The sequence below is a fragment of the Pseudomonas sp. TE3-3-F2023 genome, assembly GCF_036784815.1.
GTDB classification, from domain to species: domain Bacteria; phylum Pseudomonadota; class Gammaproteobacteria; order Pseudomonadales; family Pseudomonadaceae; genus Aquipseudomonas; species Aquipseudomonas pudica.
In genome coordinates this window covers 3,502,229-3,519,163 of the sequence record NZ_CP145113.1, presented here as the reverse complement: position 1 = coordinate 3,519,163, position 16,935 = coordinate 3,502,229, and the positions used below count along the sequence as shown (strand labels likewise).

The 16,935-nt window shown below is 63.1% G+C and carries 15 protein-coding genes; 6 read left to right on the top strand and 9 right to left on the bottom strand.

Annotated elements, in window-relative coordinates:
* Positions 1-54: 54 nt before the first annotated feature.
* On the bottom strand, positions 55-846 hold the full coding sequence (gene hisN / locus V3314_RS15815) for a histidinol-phosphatase (protein WP_046614218.1): 792 nt from the start codon (positions 844-846) through the stop codon (positions 55-57).
* Positions 847-993: 147 nt separating this feature from the next.
* Between hisN and V3314_RS15810 the strand changes: the two genes are divergently transcribed.
* Together V3314_RS15810 and V3314_RS15805 are read left to right on the top strand one after the other, a co-directional pair.
* Complete coding sequence (locus tag V3314_RS15810) at positions 994-1,884, top strand: universal stress protein (RefSeq protein ID WP_338459246.1); 891 nt, start codon at positions 994-996, stop codon at positions 1,882-1,884.
* 242 nt (positions 1,885-2,126) lie between these two features.
* Positions 2,127-4,256: a TonB-dependent siderophore receptor gene (locus V3314_RS15805; RefSeq protein ID WP_046614220.1), complete on the top strand. Its 2,130-nt coding sequence runs from the start codon at positions 2,127-2,129 to the stop codon at positions 4,254-4,256.
* A 114-nt stretch (positions 4,257-4,370) separates the two neighbouring features.
* On the opposite strand, the gene V3314_RS15800 is transcribed toward V3314_RS15805, so the two are convergent.
* The 4 genes from V3314_RS15800 to V3314_RS15785 form a co-directional block, all read right to left on the bottom strand.
* Positions 4,371-4,892, bottom strand: a complete 522-nt coding sequence (locus V3314_RS15800) for an acyloxyacyl hydrolase (RefSeq protein ID WP_046614221.1) — start codon at positions 4,890-4,892, stop codon at positions 4,371-4,373.
* Between the two features lie 196 nt (positions 4,893-5,088).
* Entirely contained in the window at positions 5,089-5,835 is a 747-nt protein-coding gene (locus V3314_RS15795; protein ID WP_046614222.1) for a phytanoyl-CoA dioxygenase family protein, read from the bottom strand.
* Between the two features lie 54 nt (positions 5,836-5,889).
* Positions 5,890-6,333 (bottom strand): hypothetical protein, encoded by a 444-nt coding sequence (locus V3314_RS15790; protein WP_046614223.1) that lies wholly within the window; start codon positions 6,331-6,333, stop codon positions 5,890-5,892.
* 125 nt (positions 6,334-6,458) lie between these two features.
* Positions 6,459-7,325, bottom strand: coding sequence for a LysR substrate-binding domain-containing protein (locus V3314_RS15785; RefSeq protein ID WP_013972688.1), 867 nt, complete (start codon positions 7,323-7,325; stop codon positions 6,459-6,461).
* 107 nt (positions 7,326-7,432) lie between these two features.
* Here V3314_RS15785 and V3314_RS15780 point away from each other — a divergent pair, with 107 nt between their 5' ends.
* Positions 7,433-8,818 carry an aldehyde dehydrogenase family protein gene (locus V3314_RS15780; protein ID WP_046614224.1) on the top strand — a complete coding sequence of 462 codons (1,386 nt, stop codon included), beginning with the start codon at positions 7,433-7,435 and terminating at the stop codon, positions 8,816-8,818.
* Positions 8,819-8,967: 149 nt separating this feature from the next.
* Here the strand turns inward: V3314_RS15780 and V3314_RS15775 are convergent, their stop codons facing one another.
* Positions 8,968-10,878: an AAA family ATPase gene (locus tag V3314_RS15775; protein WP_338459244.1), complete on the bottom strand. Its 1,911-nt coding sequence runs from the start codon at positions 10,876-10,878 to the stop codon at positions 8,968-8,970.
* A gap of 175 nt (positions 10,879-11,053) precedes the next feature.
* Entirely contained in the window at positions 11,054-11,953 is a 900-nt protein-coding gene (locus tag V3314_RS15770) for a helix-turn-helix domain-containing protein (protein WP_322492743.1), read from the bottom strand.
* A 184-nt stretch (positions 11,954-12,137) separates the two neighbouring features.
* Between V3314_RS15770 and V3314_RS15765 the strand changes: the two genes are divergently transcribed.
* The 3 genes from V3314_RS15765 to V3314_RS15755 all read left to right on the top strand — a co-directional run bounded on the left by V3314_RS15765 (position 12,138) and on the right by V3314_RS15755 (position 16,082).
* Positions 12,138-13,496 carry a glutamine synthetase family protein gene (locus tag V3314_RS15765; protein WP_046614227.1) on the top strand — a complete coding sequence of 453 codons (1,359 nt, stop codon included), beginning with the start codon at positions 12,138-12,140 and terminating at the stop codon, positions 13,494-13,496.
* 188 nt (positions 13,497-13,684) lie between these two features.
* Entirely contained in the window at positions 13,685-14,773 is a 1,089-nt protein-coding gene (locus tag V3314_RS15760) for a polyamine ABC transporter substrate-binding protein (RefSeq protein ID WP_046614228.1), read from the top strand.
* Between the two features lie 13 nt (positions 14,774-14,786).
* Positions 14,787-16,082 (top strand): FAD-binding oxidoreductase, encoded by a 1,296-nt coding sequence (locus V3314_RS15755; RefSeq protein ID WP_046614229.1) that lies wholly within the window; start codon positions 14,787-14,789, stop codon positions 16,080-16,082.
* 103 nt (positions 16,083-16,185) lie between these two features.
* Here V3314_RS15755 and V3314_RS15750 read toward each other — a convergent pair whose 3' ends face one another.
* The gene (locus V3314_RS15750; RefSeq protein WP_003260255.1) at positions 16,186-16,491 is read right to left on the bottom strand and encodes a DNA-binding transcriptional regulator; all 306 of its coding nucleotides are present in this window, start codon (positions 16,489-16,491) and stop codon (positions 16,186-16,188) included.
* The gene (locus V3314_RS15745) at positions 16,472-16,858 is read right to left on the bottom strand and encodes a type II toxin-antitoxin system RelE/ParE family toxin (protein ID WP_135001946.1); all 387 of its coding nucleotides are present in this window, start codon (positions 16,856-16,858) and stop codon (positions 16,472-16,474) included. The genes V3314_RS15750 and V3314_RS15745 overlap by 20 nt, the downstream gene beginning before the upstream one ends.
* Positions 16,859-16,935 lie beyond the last annotated feature (77 nt).

Genomic DNA, 16,935 nt, shown 5'->3' with positions numbered 1-16,935 from the left:
AGTACCTGTGGGAGCGGTTTACCCGCGAAGAGGCCGGCGCAGGCAACACATGAATCACATGGCGTGACGCAACATCTCCACCACCTGCGCATGCAGCGCCGGGTCACCACAGGCCACTACACACCCGCCGTTCTGCGCACTGCTGCCATCCCACGCCGTGATCACCCCGCCCGCCCCTTCGATGATCGGCATCAGCGCCTGCACGTCATAAGGCTGCAGGCTCGCCTCGACGATCACGTCGACAAACCCGCAAGCCAGCATGCAGTACGCATAGCAATCGCCACCGTAGCGCATCAGGCGCGCCTTGCCGGCAACGGCCTCGAACGCAGCCTTGCGCGCGGCGGTATCGAACATGTCCGGCGTGGTGCACATCAGCGTGGCCGACGCCAGGTCGGCACAGGCGCGGGTCTTCAATGGCGTACCGCTACGCCAGGCGCCTTCCGGTGTGCCGACAAAGCGTTCGCCGGTGAACGGCTGGTTCATCACCCCGACCACCGGGCGCGTGCCGTCGTTCAGGGCAATCAGCGTGCCCCACAGCGGCAGGCCGGTGATGAAGGCGCGAGTACCGTCGATCGGGTCGAGCACCCAGGTCAGCGGGCTGCTGCCCACTGCCACGCCGGCCTCTTCACCGAGAATGCCATGGTCGGGATAGCGGGACTGGATCAGTTCGCGCATGGCGTCCTCGGCTGCCTTGTCGGCCACGGTCACCGGGTCGTAAAGGCGCCCGCCCTTGTCCTCGACGTCCAGGCTGGCGCGAAAGTATGGCTTGATCGCCACGGCAGCAGCATCGGCCAGTTGCTCGGCAAAGGCGCGGAATTCGCCGATCTGTTCAGCACTCAGGGACATGGGGCGGGCCTCGTGAAAATGATGGGGCCCGCATCATACCCGACACGCCGTGCCGCGCCAGCCTCCATCGGCCGCCCATGCGGCCCCGCGCGGTCTAGACTGAACAAGACCAGAACACCGGGGGGCTGCCACACGTGGAGGTGTGAGATGAGCCAGTTCAAGCGTCTGTTCGTCATGCTCGGCCCGCAGATGCGCCACACGCCGGCGCTGCAACGCGCTGCGGCGTTGGCGGAGTCCAGCGGTGCGTTGCTGGATATCAACCTGTTCGTCGACGATGTCGACACCTTCGGTTTGATGAGCGATAGCCGCGAGCGTGAGCGACTGCTCAGCGACAACCGCCAATGGTTGGCGGACGAAGCCGAGCAATTGGCCAACGCCGGCCTGGATGTGTCTACCGAGCTGCTGCTGACTCGCGACCCGCTGGGTAGCGTGCTGGAGCGAGTCGAACGGCTGGGTTGCGACCTGCTGATCAAGGACGTACAGCACGAACCGGTGCTCAAGCGCCTGCTGGTAACGCCATTGGACTGGCAGTTGCTGAAGGACAGCCCGGTCGCCGTGCACCTGGTCAGTGATATCCGCCTGCCGCTGCCCCGGCAGATTGCCGCCGCAGTGGACCTGAACAGCCACGGTGCCGGCGAGCACCTGGATGAGCAGGTGATCCACTGTGCTCATGCCCTGGCCCTGCAGTGCAATGCCGAACTGCACCTGCTGCATGTGTGCGACGCGGCCAAGACCCACATTGCCGACTTCGGCGCCGGCACTGTGACCATGCCCGGCTTCGATGCCAGCGTGCGGACCGCGCAGCGGGCAGCGTTCAACCGGCTGGGCGACCACCACCAGATCCCGCTGGAACGCAGGCACTTCTTGGAAGGGGCCGCGATCAAGGCGATTGCCCAGTTCGTCGGCCACAGCCGGGCGGATGTGATCGTGATGGGCAGCCACCGGCATGACGCCATGCAGACGTTTCTGGGCGGGACCACGGCGCATGTGCTGGAGCATCCGCTGTGCAATGTGCTGGCGATCAAGGCGGTTCGCTGAGTGCTGCTTCACCTGAACTGGCCTATTCGCGGGCGCGCCCGCTCCCACAGGATCGTTACAAGCTCAGGCTTTGTGCATGACCTGTGGGAGCGGGCGTGCCCGCGAAGAATCCAGCACAAATTCCACCTGGTATCTGGTACACCAGTGCCACATAAAAAGAATGCATTTGATAATGATTCGTAGTAGTTTCTCGGCGCTTGCCCACCCTGTCCTCAGCGCCCTACTCCAGGATCGTACCGTCGATGCGTCGCACGTTCGTTTCGCTTTGTGTGCTTCATGCTGTCTCCCCGCTGGCCTTTGCCGAGCCTGAACCGCTCGGCGAACCCGCCCAGATCGAACTCCAGGCCCTGAACATCACCAGCAGCGCCGACAGCGAACGTGCCGATGGCCCGGTCGAAGGCTACAAGGCTACCCGCTCGGCCAGTGCCACCCGCACCGACACCGCCCTGCACGAAACCCCGCAATCGGTCAGCGTGGTGCCCAAGGATGTACTGGAAGATACCGGCGCCACGCGTCTGCAGGACGGCCTGGACTATGCCGGCGGTGTCGGCCGCGCCAACAACTTCGGCGGCCAGGGCCTGACCACTTTTACCGTACGTGGCTTCACCACCGGCGAGTTCTACCGCAACGGTTTCCCGATCAACCGCGGCTACCCCAACGCACCCGACGCCAACACCGTCGAGCGCCTGGAAGTGATCCGTGGCCCGGCCAGCAGCCTGTATGGCCGTGGCGACCCCGGCGGCACCTTCAACGTGGTCAGCAAGCAGCCGCTGCCGGAATCCAAGGTCACCCTGGGCAGCCAGTTCGATGACCAGGGCATGCACCGTGCGACCCTGGACGCCACGGGGCCGCTGAACCAGGACGGCTCGCTGGCCTACCGTCTGAACCTGCTGGGCGAAGGCGGCGAAAGCTTCCGTGACGACGTGGAAAGCGAGCGCTATGACGTTGCGCCGGTGCTCAGCTGGCAGGTAAACGACAGTACGAAGATCGTCTTCGAGGGCGATTTCATGCGCAACAACCACCCGCTGGACCGTGGCCTGACCCGCTACGCCACCCAGACCGGCAGTGCCTCGCGGGACACCTATATCTGGGAAAAGGGCAGCGACAACCTGCTGCACAATGACAACAACATGGCTCAGGTGCGCTTCGAACACCTGCTCAACGACAACTGGACGCTGGGTGGAGGCTTCCAGTACCTCGATGGCTCACTCAAAGGCAATGCTGTAGAGGCCACCAGTGCCCCCGCAGATGGCCGTACCCTGCAGCGCAACTTCAATTACCGCAAGCTGGAGTGGACCGACCGCGACTGGCAGTTGAACCTCACCGGGCATTTCGATACAGGTGCGTTCAGCCATACCTTGCTGACCGGCGTCGAGTACGAGAACTACCACTACAGTTCGATCATTCGACGTTCCACCGCGCCCTACACAGTCGATATCTACAACCCGGTACTAGGCCAGCCACGGCCGGAGCTGGCAGCGGTACCAACAACCTGGGACAGCGAGAAGCTCGAGACCTGGGCGTATTTCATCCAGGACCAGGTGGCCCTGACGGAGCGCCTGAAGGCACTTGCAGGTGTACGCTTCGAGCGTTTCGAGCATGATTACGACGACAAGCGGCCCGCAAACCGCGACTTCAGCAAAGGCGAAAACGGCGTCACCCCACGCTTCGGCCTGATCTACGACCTGACCGATACGGTTGCGGTCTATGCCAACACCGCGCGCTCGTTCAAGCCCAATACAGGCACACCAAGCGGGGGCGGAGGCTTCGACCCGGAAAAAGGCAAATCCTACGAACTGGGTGTGAAATGGGAGGCACTCGACCGCCAGCTGAGTATCGACGCGGCGATCTATCACATTGTCAAGGAGAACGTCCTGGCGCGCGACCCGAACGACCCAACCGGTACCTACAGTATTGCGGCCGGCGAAGTGCGCAGCCGTGGCCTGGACATCAACATCGCCGGCAACCTGACGCCGGAGTGGCGCGTGATCGGTGGTTATGCCTACGTGGACGCCGAAGTGACCCAGGATACGACCCTGCCCAAGGGCACGCGCCTGGCCAACATCCCGCGCAACAGCTTCAGCCTGCTGAACACCTACGAGTTCCAGGATGGCCTGGCCAAGGGGCTGGGGTTGGGGGTTGGGGTGAAGTACGTGGATGATCGGGCCGGCCAGACGGCAGCCACGACCTACACAATGGAGCGCTACAGCGTGGTCGACCTGCTGAGCTTCTACAAGGTCAACGAACACGTGCGGTTGAACCTGGACGTGAAGAACGTGTTCAACAAGGGCTATGACGAGGGCGCGTTCAACAACTACGTCTACCCGGGTGCGCCGCGGACGGTGCAGGCTGGAGTTTCGTATACCTTCTGACCGTTCCTGGGGCTGCTTTGCAGCCCATCGCGACACAAGGCCGCTCCTAAGGAAACCGCGATCTCCTGTAGGAGCGGCCTTGTGTCGCGATGGGCCGCAAAGCGGCCCCCGGTCTCAGAACCCTTTGCTGTAGAACAGCGAGTACGATTCGATGCCGTCGTTAGGCTGCTTGAGCCCCGCGTTGGAGTAATGCATGGCGCGGATCCCCACCTTCTGCTCCCCCGGCAGTTTCAGGCCGAAACCGATGCGGTCTTCGAAGTTGACCGACGAGCCCAGGCGCTGGTCGCCCACATCGGTCTTGGAAAACGCCGCCAGGCCAATGCCGGCCTCGATGTACGGGGTATAGGTGAAACCGCTGAACTCGTAGGTGAACACCGGGCTGAACGACAGCGAGTGCGCACCACTGGCCTCACCGCCTTCCCAATAGGTGTAGGCCGCATCCCAGTACCCGGTCAGGTGACCGGTGCTGCTTTCCAGCCATTTCTTGTCCCAGTCGAACGACAGGCCGATACGGTAGGTCATGTCGCCTTGGCCAGTGGCGCCGACGGCGCCGGTCACCTGTGCTGCCTGAGCCAGATTTGTTCCGGCAAAGGCCAGCACTGCAGCAGCCAGCGAAGCTGCTAGACGGGTTTTCATCAATGACTTCTCCTGATGGTCTATACGGCAAGTGGGGGCTTGGGCCCCTCGAGCTTATGCGCTGACCGGATGCATCCAGACCGGTCACACGAAGTAATACTTTTCTGATTATCGACCAGATAAACAGAAAGTTGAAAGTAATTGCCACCATTGGCTAATACCCTGCGCCAGCATCTGCCATGCCGAACAGCAGTGGTCAGTCGTATTCCGCCTCTTCGTGTTCACCCAGCAGGCGCCTTTGCCTGGGTGTGGCCTCCTCCAGCACCTGCGGGTTGAAGCGCCAGTTCAGGTACGGCGAAAACTTCTGCGCGACCATGCGCCGGCCATAGTGCACTTGCAGCATGTCGCGCTCGCGTGACTGGGTGCAGTTGGCCCCGCCGCTGTGCCAGACATCACTGCGAAACACCAGCGCGTCCCCTGCCTTGCACAGCACCGGCTGGGCCTCACGGCCCTGCCAGTGTTGCTCGCCAGCCTGCGGAGGCCGAGCCGCGCGGTGGCTGCCGGGCACAATCCAGGTCGGCCCGATGTGATGGTCGATATCGCTGAGGTACAACTGCGCAGTCAGAATCTGTGGGGGCTGGATGAAGTCGCCGCGCTCGCTCAGCCAGGCGGGCAACTGCATGGGCAGATGGTCCAGGTGCAGGGCCATGCCGGGGTAGCCCGGGTGGCTGCGCCAGGCGGTCTGGCCGATCACGTGGCAGTCGGCGCCCAGTGCCGCTTCGGCCAGGGCAATCAGCGGGGGCAGGTCGAGAAAGGGCAGCCACAAAGGGTTGCGGTTGAAAACGCATTTGTAGTGTTCCAGCAGCCCCTGGTAATCCCAATGGATGGGCTGCAGGTCATCGATAGCGCAGCGCAGCAAGGCGATACGCAAGGGCTCGAGCACATCGGGGAGCAACACATAGCCCCGCTCGTCCAACATCTCCAGCTGAAGATTCAGGCTCATGGGGATGCGCTCCTTTCGGGCAGGAGCACATCCGTACTCCTGCCCGTTTTTCCATCAACGCCAGTTCAGGTTCACGGTCGCGGGGGTCTTGCCATTCACGGTCACCAATTGCTGCACCGTCTCACCCTGGGCGTTGCCCGTCACTTTGTATTTGCCGGGAGGCAACTGCACATACAGCAGCGGCCCGGCATCCGTAACGCTGAGCACGGGCTGGCCCTGTGCATTCTGGATGTCGACGGTGGCACCGCTCTGGAACTTGCCTTCCGGGCCGGTGGAAAGTTCCACGTGCAGGTCGTAGCCCGGGGTCTTGCGCAGGGCGTTGGCTTCATCCTGGCCGATGCCGCCTTGCAGGTAGCGGACGCCGTTCTGCTCCTGCTGTTGCAATTGCACGGCCTGCATGTCGATGGGGGCATTGAGGTCGGCGGCGGCCGCCAAGGTCCATGGCAGTGCCAAGGCGACCAGCAGTGCCGCGCCGAGGGCATAGTGATGGTTACGCATGGTACGACCCTCCTTTCGAGGATGGCTTACCTATTATCTGATCCTTCGGACGTAACGGCGTTCGTGCAGATGCATGGTCGTCTGGATGAAATTCGCGTCATTGGTGTGAATATCGTGCTGCAAAATCAGGTTGCGCGCCCTTCCTCGAGCAATTTCACGAACATGCTCAAACTGCGCGATACCGTGCCCCGGCGCCACACCAGCCAGGTTTTCAGGTAGCGGAAGTCCTCCGACATCGGCCAGGCACTGACGGTACTGCAACCTGGCATGTTGTCGAGCATGCTGCGCGGCATCATGGCCAGGCCGGCACCGGCGCTGACGCAGGCCAGCATCCCGTGGTACGACTCCATTTCGTGGATCTTGCCCGGCACCGCCTGGTCCTGCACGAACCAGTTCTCGAAGTGGTGGCGGTACGAGCAGTTGGCGCGGAAGGCGTAGATGCTTTCGCCGTTGACGTCCTGGGCGCGGGTTACCGGGGCATGGTTGAGTGGCGCGATGACCATCATTTCTTCCTCGAACACTGGCATGCCCTCCAGCGTCGGGTGCAGCACCGGCCCGTCGACGAACGCCGCCACCAGGCGCCCGGACAGCACACCTTCGAGCATGGTCCCGGAGGGCCCGGTGGACAGGTCCAGGTCGACCTTGGGGTAGCGCTGGTTGTAGGCCGCCAGCAAGGCCGGGATGCGCACCGCCGCTGTGCTTTCCAGCGACCCCAGTGCGAAGGTGCCCTGCGGGTCTTCACCGGCCACGGTCAACCGCGCCTCGTGCACCAGGTCGAGGATGCGCCGGGTGTACTCGAGGAAGTTCCAGCCCGCGGGGGACAGGCGCAGGCGGCTCTTTTCGCGGATGAACAGCTCCACGCCCAGGTCCTCCTCCAGTTGCTTGATACGCGTGGTCAGGTTCGACGGCACCCGATGGATATGCTGCGCGGCGGCACTGATGCTGCCCTGTTCTGCCACAGCCTTGAAGATCTCCAGTTGCACCAGGTCCACAGCCTTTCTCCAAACGTGAATGTTTCGCTCATTATTATTCAGTTTTCATTAAAGCCATAGCCCACTAGTCTGGCGTCACGGTTCCACAACAACGAGAGTGTCCCGCCATGAGCGCGATCAGCAGCCTGACCCACGCCATCTCCCTCGACCCGTACAGCGGCGAGCAGATCGGCGCCTACCCGTTCGACACCGACGCCGCACTGGAAGCGGCGCTGCAACGCGCCAAGGTTGGCTACCGCCAGTGGCGCCAGGTGTCGCTGGGTCAGCGCAGCGAGTACCTGCTTGCCCTGGCCAGCACCCTCGAAACCAAGGCCGAAGCCTTCGCGCAAATGATCAGCCGCGAAATCGGCAAGCCTGTCGCCCAGGCCCGTGGTGAAGTCGGCAAGTGCGTCGGCCTGTGCCGCTGGTACGCCGAACATGGCCCGGCCATGCTCGCCGCCGAGCCGACCCAGGTCGACAAAGCCCGCATCGAATACCGCCCGCTGGGCCCTATCCTGGCCGTGATGCCGTGGAACTTCCCGGTCTGGCAGGTATTGCGCGGCGCAGTGCCGGCGATCCTGGCCGGCAACACCTATGTACTCAAGCATGCGCCGAACGTGATGGGCAGTGCCTACCTGCTGGGCGAGCTGTTCAAGGATGCCGGCCTGCCGGAAGGCGTGTTCGAAGTGCTGAACGTGACCCCGGACGGCGTCACCCGAGCCATCAACGACCCGCGCATCGCCGCGGTGACCCTGACTGGCAGCGTGCGTGCCGGCATGGCGATTGGTGCGCAAGCCGGCGCGGCGCTGAAGAAGTGCGTGCTGGAGCTGGGCGGTTCCGACCCGTTCATCGTGCTGGCCGACGCCGACCTGGATGCCGCCGTGAAAGCAGCCGTGATCGGCCGATACCAGAACACCGGCCAGGTCTGCGCTGCGGCCAAGCGCCTGATCGTCGAGGAAAGCATCGTTGACGAATTCACCCGCAAGTTCGTCGAGGCCACCCGCGAGCTGAAGGTCGGCAACCCGCTGGAAGAAGATACCTACATCGGCCCGATGGCCCGTTACGACCTGCGCGACGAGCTGGATGGCCAGGTCCAGGCGACCATCGCCGAAGGCGCCACCCTGCTGCTGGGCGGCCACAAGGTCGATGGCGTTGCCAACTTCTACGCGCCGACCGTGTTCGCCAACGTCACCCCGCAGATGACTGCGTTCAAGCAGGAGCTGTTCGGGCCGGTGGCGGCGATCATCAGCGCACGTGATGCGGAGCATGCGGTGGAGCTGGCCAACGACAGCGAGTTCGGCCTGGCCTCGACCATCTATACCGCCGACTACGCGCTGGCCGAGCGCATGACCGCGGCGCTGGATACCGGCGGCGTGTTCATCAACGGCTATTGCGCTTCCGACCCTCGCGTGGCGTTTGGCGGGGTGAAGAAAAGCGGCTTCGGGCGTGAACTGTCGCACTTTGGCGTGCGTGAGTTCACCAATGCCCAGACTGTGTGGCTGGACCGTAACTGATCCGATGCTCAGGGGCCGCATTGCGGCCTTGTGAGAGCGGGTTTACCCGCGAATCAGGCGACACGGTGCCTGGCACCGGCTGCGCCGGTGTTCGCGGGTAAACCCGCTCCCACAAGGACTTTGAAGGGCTGAAAAAGCAGCAAGGGGCCTCAATCGCGAACCTGGTCCTTGACCCAGTCCAGCATCCCACCCGGCACGATCAGTTCATGCCGCGCCCGCGAACAGGCGGTATACAACCCCGCCAGCATCCGCGCCCGCTCATTGCGGTTCCCCGCCACCTGCGGCGCTACCATCAGCTCTGGCGACACCATCACCCGAGCGAACTCCATGTTCTTCACATCCCGCACCCGCCCCAGGAACAGCTTGGGTGCCTTGTCCCAACGGTAACGGCTCTTGGCCCTGGCAAAGTGTTCTGGCGTGTAGCCCTTGCGCAGCATGTTGGCCACGGCGACGAACGCCTTGTCATCACCCTTGTCCTGCTCCAGCGCCTGCCAGCTGGCATAGCGGAACAGCATCGGGTGACGCGGCCGGGTGCCATGGCGGTACAGCTCGATGCAGTCTTCGACGAACAACTCGAAGTCCTTGCGCGCGCTTTTCAGCAGCACGAACGGCACGCCCTGATGGGTCAGACGCTGGAACCAGCCAAACAAGCCCCATTCATCGTCGACGATCAGCGCCGTAGGCTGCTCCGGCACCGTTACCGCATCGAAGAAGCTGACCCGGGTGTAATGCTCGGCACTGCCGCTGAAGGCTGCCTGGATCGCTGCCGGGTGGGCCTGGATCAGCGGGTTGAGCACGTTGTCCATCGCCGGGCCGGCCCGCAGTGAGTGGTCGATGTATCGCTGGCGGATGAAGCCGCCATGATGCGCGCTGAGGCCGTTGAGGTTCTGCAGTTCGTCACCCAGGGCAATGATCGACTGCGGGCTGCGGTCGAGCACGGCAAGCATCGGTGCCGACAGCTCGTGGGCCTCGTCGACGATGACATGGGTGTAGCGGCTGTCGATCACATGACCGGTCAGCGACAGCAGTTTGACCCGGTGGTAGTCGCGCACCGGCAACTGGATTTCTCGTGCCGACGGGCGAATCAGCTCCTGCCAGTACAGCCGTGCCTTTTCCAGCAACACTTCCTGGTCCAGTGGCGTGGTCCCCGGCCCGGCCCAGGGCAGGTGGTGCAACTGCAGCTGGGTGTCGGCACTGTGGCAGAACGTGCGTACCGCACGGATGCACAAGGCAACCACATCGCGCGCGGCGAGCGGGCCGATGTCGGGGATGGCCAGCCAACGTACCACCTGCGCATCCTGCGGGCGCCACGAAAGCTTGGTGCGATACGGGTCGCGCAGGCGCCAGCCATTGTTGGTGAGGTCGCGGTTGAGCAACTCGTCGGCCAACTGGCCAAAGGTCAGCGCGGTGTAGGCAGCGGCGTCCTTGACCCGCGCCTGCAGCGCGCGCAGCTGGCCTTCGGTCAAGGCCAGCAACAGCGTACGCTGCGGCTCGAGCAGCCTGGCGAACTGGTGAATCAGGAAGGTCTTGCCGGTGCCGGCAAAGCCCTGTACCGCCACCGACTCATCGATACCACTGAGGAATTCGCGCAGCAGGCGGTTCTGTTGGTCGCTGAGCATCAGGTCGCTGGCCAGTGACGGCAGGTACACCGGGTGCAGCGGAGTTGCCCGCTGGCGGTAGCTGTCGGCGAACTGGAAGTTCCACTGGCCCTCGGCGTCCAGCAGCTCGTCGGCCTGGTACTGCACCTCGGTCGACAGCAGTGCGATACCGTTTTCGCCCAGCATGCCCAGGCCCATGGCGAAGGCTTCGCGATCGAAGTGCTGCGCTACTTGGCCCTGGAAGCGCCCCGGCGCGGCGCCTTCGACCTCGTTGGCAATACGCACCGTTTCGGCAAAGCGACGCTCCTGCGCATCCGCGGAGGCGGTGGCGGACTGGCGCGGCAGGTTCTGCACGAACAGCACTGCGGCGGCCTGGAGGACGCTGGCGGTGGTGAAGAAATCGGTGGTGGGCTCGCTGGCGAGGCGGTCGGCCTGGTCGCTGGGCAAAGGCAGGTAGAACATCGGCACCTCGGGTGGAATCAGGGCGGCACGATAGCAATTTTCGCGGTGGAATGCTGGGCTGTGTATGCCTGGGCCGGCCTCTTCGCGGGTGAACCCGCTTCCACAGGGACCTCACGATGCCTGCATTGAGGCGATCCTGTAGGAGCAGTTACACCATCAAGCTACACCACCAGACTCAGCCCCTGCCCCGCTTCAAGGTCTCACTGGGAAACTCCTTGAACAACTGCCGGTAACTCTCTGAAAACCTTCCCAAATGCCAGAACGACCAACGCATCGCCACCTCGGCCACGGTCACTTCACCGCCATGCAGCAGATCGCGCCGCGCACCGTTCAGCCGGCGCAGGCGCAACCAGTGCGCCGGCGGCATGCCGGTAAACGCCTTGAAGGCTTGCTGCAACTGACGCAAGGAAACCCCGGCAACATCCGCCAGCTCCACCAGGTTAAGCGTCTCCTCCGGGCAGTCGGCCGCCCACTCGCTCACCCGGCGCATGATCGCCCGTTCCTCGTCACGCCGGCCCAACGCCACGCCCTGCAGGCGCTGGCAGGCGTTGTCGAGGATGAACAGGCAGTCCTCCAGCAGCTGCTCCGCCAGGGCCTGCCCCTGCAGCGGGCAATCGGCCTCGCCCAGGCGGGTCAGTGTCGCGCTCAGCCAACTGCCGAACAACGCATTCTGCCCACTGCCCAGCGGCACCATGAACAACCCTTCCAGGCGCTGCGGGTCAAGCCCATGACGGGCCAGGAAAGCCTGGTCGAACACGACCGCCACTTCCTGGTAGTTCTCCGGGGTGATCCAGATGTTGCGGCTCTGCTCGTTCAACAGATACAGGCTGTTTTCGCTGCGGTCGAAGCAGAACGCCAGCGAACCGCTGGGTGCGCGGAAAAACTGCTCCACCCGGGTGTTCAGCCGCTCCTCGTACACCTCCACCCCGTCAAGCCCAAGGCAACGCAGTTCACCGCTGAAATGCCCAGGCGACATCTGCCGGTACTGCTGCTGCCAGCCAGGGGTGGCACGTACTTGTTCGGTCACGTCGGTGGTGTGGAAAGCCTGGACTTGCAGGGCATTGGCGGTTGTCACGCTCGGTCCTAGTCGCACTCTTTTGGTGCATTCATTGCCGGAGAAAGTGGATAGATCAGCCATGCGGGCTGCGAGCAAGATAGTCTCCAGCGCGTCACCTGGGAAGCGGGACGCCTTCGAAACCGTTCACCGGTTTACGCTTGGCACGCTTGCTCCCACACTAAAACCCAACCAAGAGGTCTGTATGAACGCCCCCTTCGATCAGCTGTCCACCTGGCTGAAAGAACACCGGATCACCGAAGTCGAATGCGTGATCAGCGACCTGACCGGTATCGCCCGCGGCAAGATCGCCCCCACCGCCAAGTTTCTCCACGAGCGTGGCATGCGCCTGCCCGAGAGCGTGCTGCTGCAGACAGTCACCGGCGACTACGTCGACGATGACATCTACTACAACCTGCTCGATGCCGCCGACATCGACATGGTCTGCCGCCCAGACCCGAGCGCGGTGTACCAGATCCCGTGGGCGATCGAGCCGACCGCGATCGTGATCCACGACACCTTCGACAAGCAAGGCAACCCCATCGAGCTGTCGCCGCGCAACGTGCTGAAGAAAGTGCTCAAGCTGTATGCCGACAAAGGCTGGCAACCGATCGTGGCACCGGAGATGGAGTTCTACCTGACCCAGCGCTGCGAAGACCCGGACCTGCCACTGCAAGTGCCGCTGGGGCGTTCCGGCCGTGCCGAAAGCGGTCGCCAGTCGTTCTCGATCGATGCCGCCAACGAATTCGACCCGCTGTTCGAAGACGTCTACGACTGGTGCGAGATCCAGGGCCTGGACCTGGACACGCTGATCCATGAAGACGGCCCGGCGCAGATGGAGATCAACTTCCGTCACGGCGACGCCCTGGACCTGGCCGACCAGATCACCGTGTTCAAGCGCACCATGCGTGAAGCTGCGCTCAAGCACAACGTGGCCGCCACCTTCATGGCCAAACCGATCACCGACGAGCCCGGCAGTGCCATGCACCTGCACCAGAGCGTGGTCGACATCGCCACCGGCAAGCCGATCTTCGCCAATGAAGACGGCAGCATGAGCCAGCTGTTCCTGCACCACATCGGTGGTTTGCAGAAGTACATCCCCAAGCTGCTGCCGATGTTCGCGCCCAACGTCAACTCGTTCCGCCGCTTCCTGCCGGACACCTCGGCACCGGTGAACGTCGAGTGGGGTGAAGAAAACCGCACCGCCGGCCTGCGCGTGCCTACCTCCAGCCCCGAAGCGATGCGCGTGGAAAACCGCCTGCCGGGCGCCGATGCCAACCCGTACCTGGCCATCGCCGCCAGCCTGCTGTGCGGCTACCTGGGCATGGTCGAGCGCATCGAGCCCAGCGCACCGGTGCAGGGCCGCGCCTACGAGCGGCGCAACCTGCGCCTGCCGATCACCATCGAAGACGCCCTGCAGCACATGGAAGACTGCGAGACCGTGCAGCAGTACCTGGGCAAGCAGTTCGTCCAGGGTTACGTGGCGGTCAAGCGCGCCGAGCATGAGAACTACAAGCGCGTTATCAGCTCGTGGGAGCGCGAATTCCTGATGCTGAGCGTGTAATCACCTTCCAGGGCATGCACTGGACCTGTAGGAGCAGCCTTGTGCTGCGAAGGGGCCAGTACCGCCACAGTAGGTCTTTTGCCCTGCCGGCCTCTTCGCAGCACAAGGCTGCTCGTACAAGGTTTAGTCACCTGTGGGAGCAGCCCCAACACACTGAACGCCAAGAACAATACCAACGAGGTGTCCCCATGCGTCATCTGCAAGCCCTGATCCCCGCCGCATTCACCCTGCTGTTCGCCACCAACACCCAGGCCACTCCCTCGGTCAGCGTGTACAACTGGACCGACTATATCGGTGACACCACCGTGGCCGACTTCCAGGCCAGCAGCGGGATCAAGGTGGTCTATGACGTGTTCGACTCCAACGAGACCCTCGAAGGCAAGCTGCTGGCCGGGCGCACCGGCTATGACGTGGTAGTGCCATCCAACCACTTCCTCGCACGCCAGGCCCAGGCCGGCGCCTTCCTGCCGCTTGACCGCAGCAAGCTACCGAACTGGCAGCACCTGGACCCCAAGCTGCTCAAGCAGCTTGAACAGAACGACCCGGGCAACCAGTACGCCGTACCCTACCTCTGGGGTACCAACGGGATCGGCTACAACATCGACAAGGTCAAGGCGGCCCTGGGCGTCGACCACATCGATTCATGGGCAGTGCTGTTCGAGCCCGAGAACCTGAAAAAGCTCAAGCAGTGCGGCGTGGCGTTCATGGACTCGCCCGACGAACTGTTCCCAGCCGTTCTCAACTACCTGGGCATGGACCCGCGCAGCGAAAAACCGGCCGACTACGCCAAGGCGGAAGCCCGCCTGCTCGAACTGCGCCCCTATATCACCTACTTCCACTCCTCCAAGTACGTTTCCGACCTGGCCAATGGCGATGTCTGCGTGGCCTTCGGCTATTCCGGCGACGTGTTCCAGGCCGCCAACCGAGCCGTGGAGGCGAAAAACGGCGTGAAAGTCGCCTACAGCATCCCCAAGGAGGGCAGCAACCTGTGGTTCGACCTGCTGGCCATCCCCAAGGACGCCAACAACCCTGAACAGGCCTTGGCGTTCATCAACTACCTGCTCGATCCCAAGGTGATCGCCAAGGTCAGCGCCACGGTCGGCTATGCCAACGCCAATCCCGACGCCCAGGCCTACATGGACGCGTCGCTGGTGAACAACCCCGAGATCTACCCTCCCCAGGATGTGCTGGACAAGCTGTACATTTCCAGCACGCCAAGCCCGAAGATCATGCGCGTCATGACCCGCTCCTGGAGCAAGATCAAGTCCAACCGCTGAGTCGAGAGCGCCCATGTCATTCACTACTCAACACACCGCTTCGTACTATGCCGCGACGGCACGCGATGCGGCACCCTACCCCAGCCTGGACGGCGAACTGAGCGCCGATGTGTGCGTGGTCGGCGGCGGGCTGACCGGGGTCAATACCGCCCTGGAACTGGCCGAACGCGGGCTCTCGGTGGTGCTGCTTGAAGGCCGGCGCATCGGCTGGGGCGCCAGCGGCCGCAACGGCGGCCAGCTGATTCGCGGCATCGGCCATGACGTCAGCGGCTTTGCCCGGCATGTCGGCCAGGACGGCGTGCAGTACCTGAAACAGGCCGGCATCGATTCGGTAGCGCTGGTGGCCAGCCGCATCGCCCGGTACGGCATTGCCTGCGACCTGCGCTGGGGCTTCTGCGAACTGGCCAACACCCCTGCCCAGTTCGCCGCCTTCAAGGACGAACAGGACGACCTGGCCGCACTCGGTTATCGCCCCGAAACCCGCCTGGTCAGTGCCGACCAGCTGCATGAAATCGTCGCCAGCGACCAGTACGCCGGCGGCCTGGTGGACATGGGCTCGGGCCACCTGCACCCGCTTGATCTGGTCCAGGGCGAAGCCCGCGCCGCCCAAGGGCTGGGCGTACGCATCTTCGAGCAGAGCCCGGTGCTGCGCATCGAGCATGGCCCCCGCGTGACCCTGCACACGGCTCGTGGCAAGGTGCGGGCAGGCAGCTTGGTGCTGGGCTGCAACGCCCACCTCGATGAACTGGAACCACGCCTGAGCGGCAAGGTGCTGCCGGCCGGCAGCTACGTGGTGGCTACCGAGCCATTGCCCGAGTCACTGGCCAACAGCCTGATCCCGCAGAACATGGCGCTGTGCGACCAGAAAGTCGGCCTGGACTACTACCGCCTGACGGCAGACCGGCGCCTGCTGTTCGGCGGCGCCTGCCACTATTCCGGCCGCGACCCCAAGGACATCGCCGCCTACATGCGGCCCAAGGTGCTGAAGGTGTTCCCGCAGCTGGCCAACGTGCGTATCGACTACCAGTGGGGCGGCATGATCGGCATCACCGCCAATCGCTTCCCTCAGGTCGGGCGCCTAAGCCAGCACCCCAACGTTTACTACGCCCAGGGCTATTCCGGGCATGGGCTGAACGTGACGCACTGGACGGCGAAACTGTTGGCCGAAAGCATCGCCCTCGGCCACAGCCAGGGGCTGGACGTGTTCAGCGCCGTGCCACACCTGACCTTCCCCGGCGGCAAGGCATTACGCTCGCCGCTGCTGGCGCTGGGGATGTTGTGGTATCGATTGCGGGAGGTGCTGGGTTGACGTGGCAGCAGGCTTGCCTGCGAATCGGAAGTTAAATGAAAATTTTCAAAAAATTCCGTAATTCACTGTTTTTAAAGGACTTTCAAAAAATCAAACAAAGGACTCAAAGAAGAACCTGTAACCCTTTGTTTTTAATGATATTCAGCAGCTTCAAAGCCGGTCCCGATGGGCGTGTCTCGCCCTGCTCCCATTTGCGCACTGTCGATGCGCTCGTGTGCAAATGCATCGCAAAGACCGGCTGGCTGAAGTTGAGTGCCTCGCGCAAACGGCGTATGTCCAGTGCGCTGAAATCTCGCACTGGTGCAGGGCATAGCGCTTCGTAATCCCGAAGCGTGACCTTGCCGATCGCTCCGGCCTCGTGCAGAGCGACAAGGTCCTCGCGTAACGATTCAATCAGTTTGCTGCTCACAACATACCTCCATCAGCACACCCGCCTGCAACGCCCGGCAGAGCGCTAGCGGTGATAAATCCAGAAAGACTTTGCCAGCGAATCGCAGCGCTTTCTGTTCCTCCAAGGTGATATTTGCCTTGTCACTTTTGGCAAAGCCATGCAGGAAAACACATCGATTGCCAATGCGGGCGGAAAGAAGGGTTCGATAACCGCCGCGCTTTCCCGCACCATGCGCTGCCACGCGTTTTTTGAACAACTCACCACCCAGGCTCGCATCGACCAGGCCCCTGCACATCTCGTCCACTGCTTTACACAGCACTTCATCGCTGAGCCTGTGAGCGGCTTGCCAACGCGCGAAATCCTTGCGCTTGAAAATTTCCATCACCGGCCCCCAACCATACCCTTAACGGGCATAGTTTTCCAAGGGTGGCAGAAACTGGAAAGCCAGCGAGGTCCCAAGAC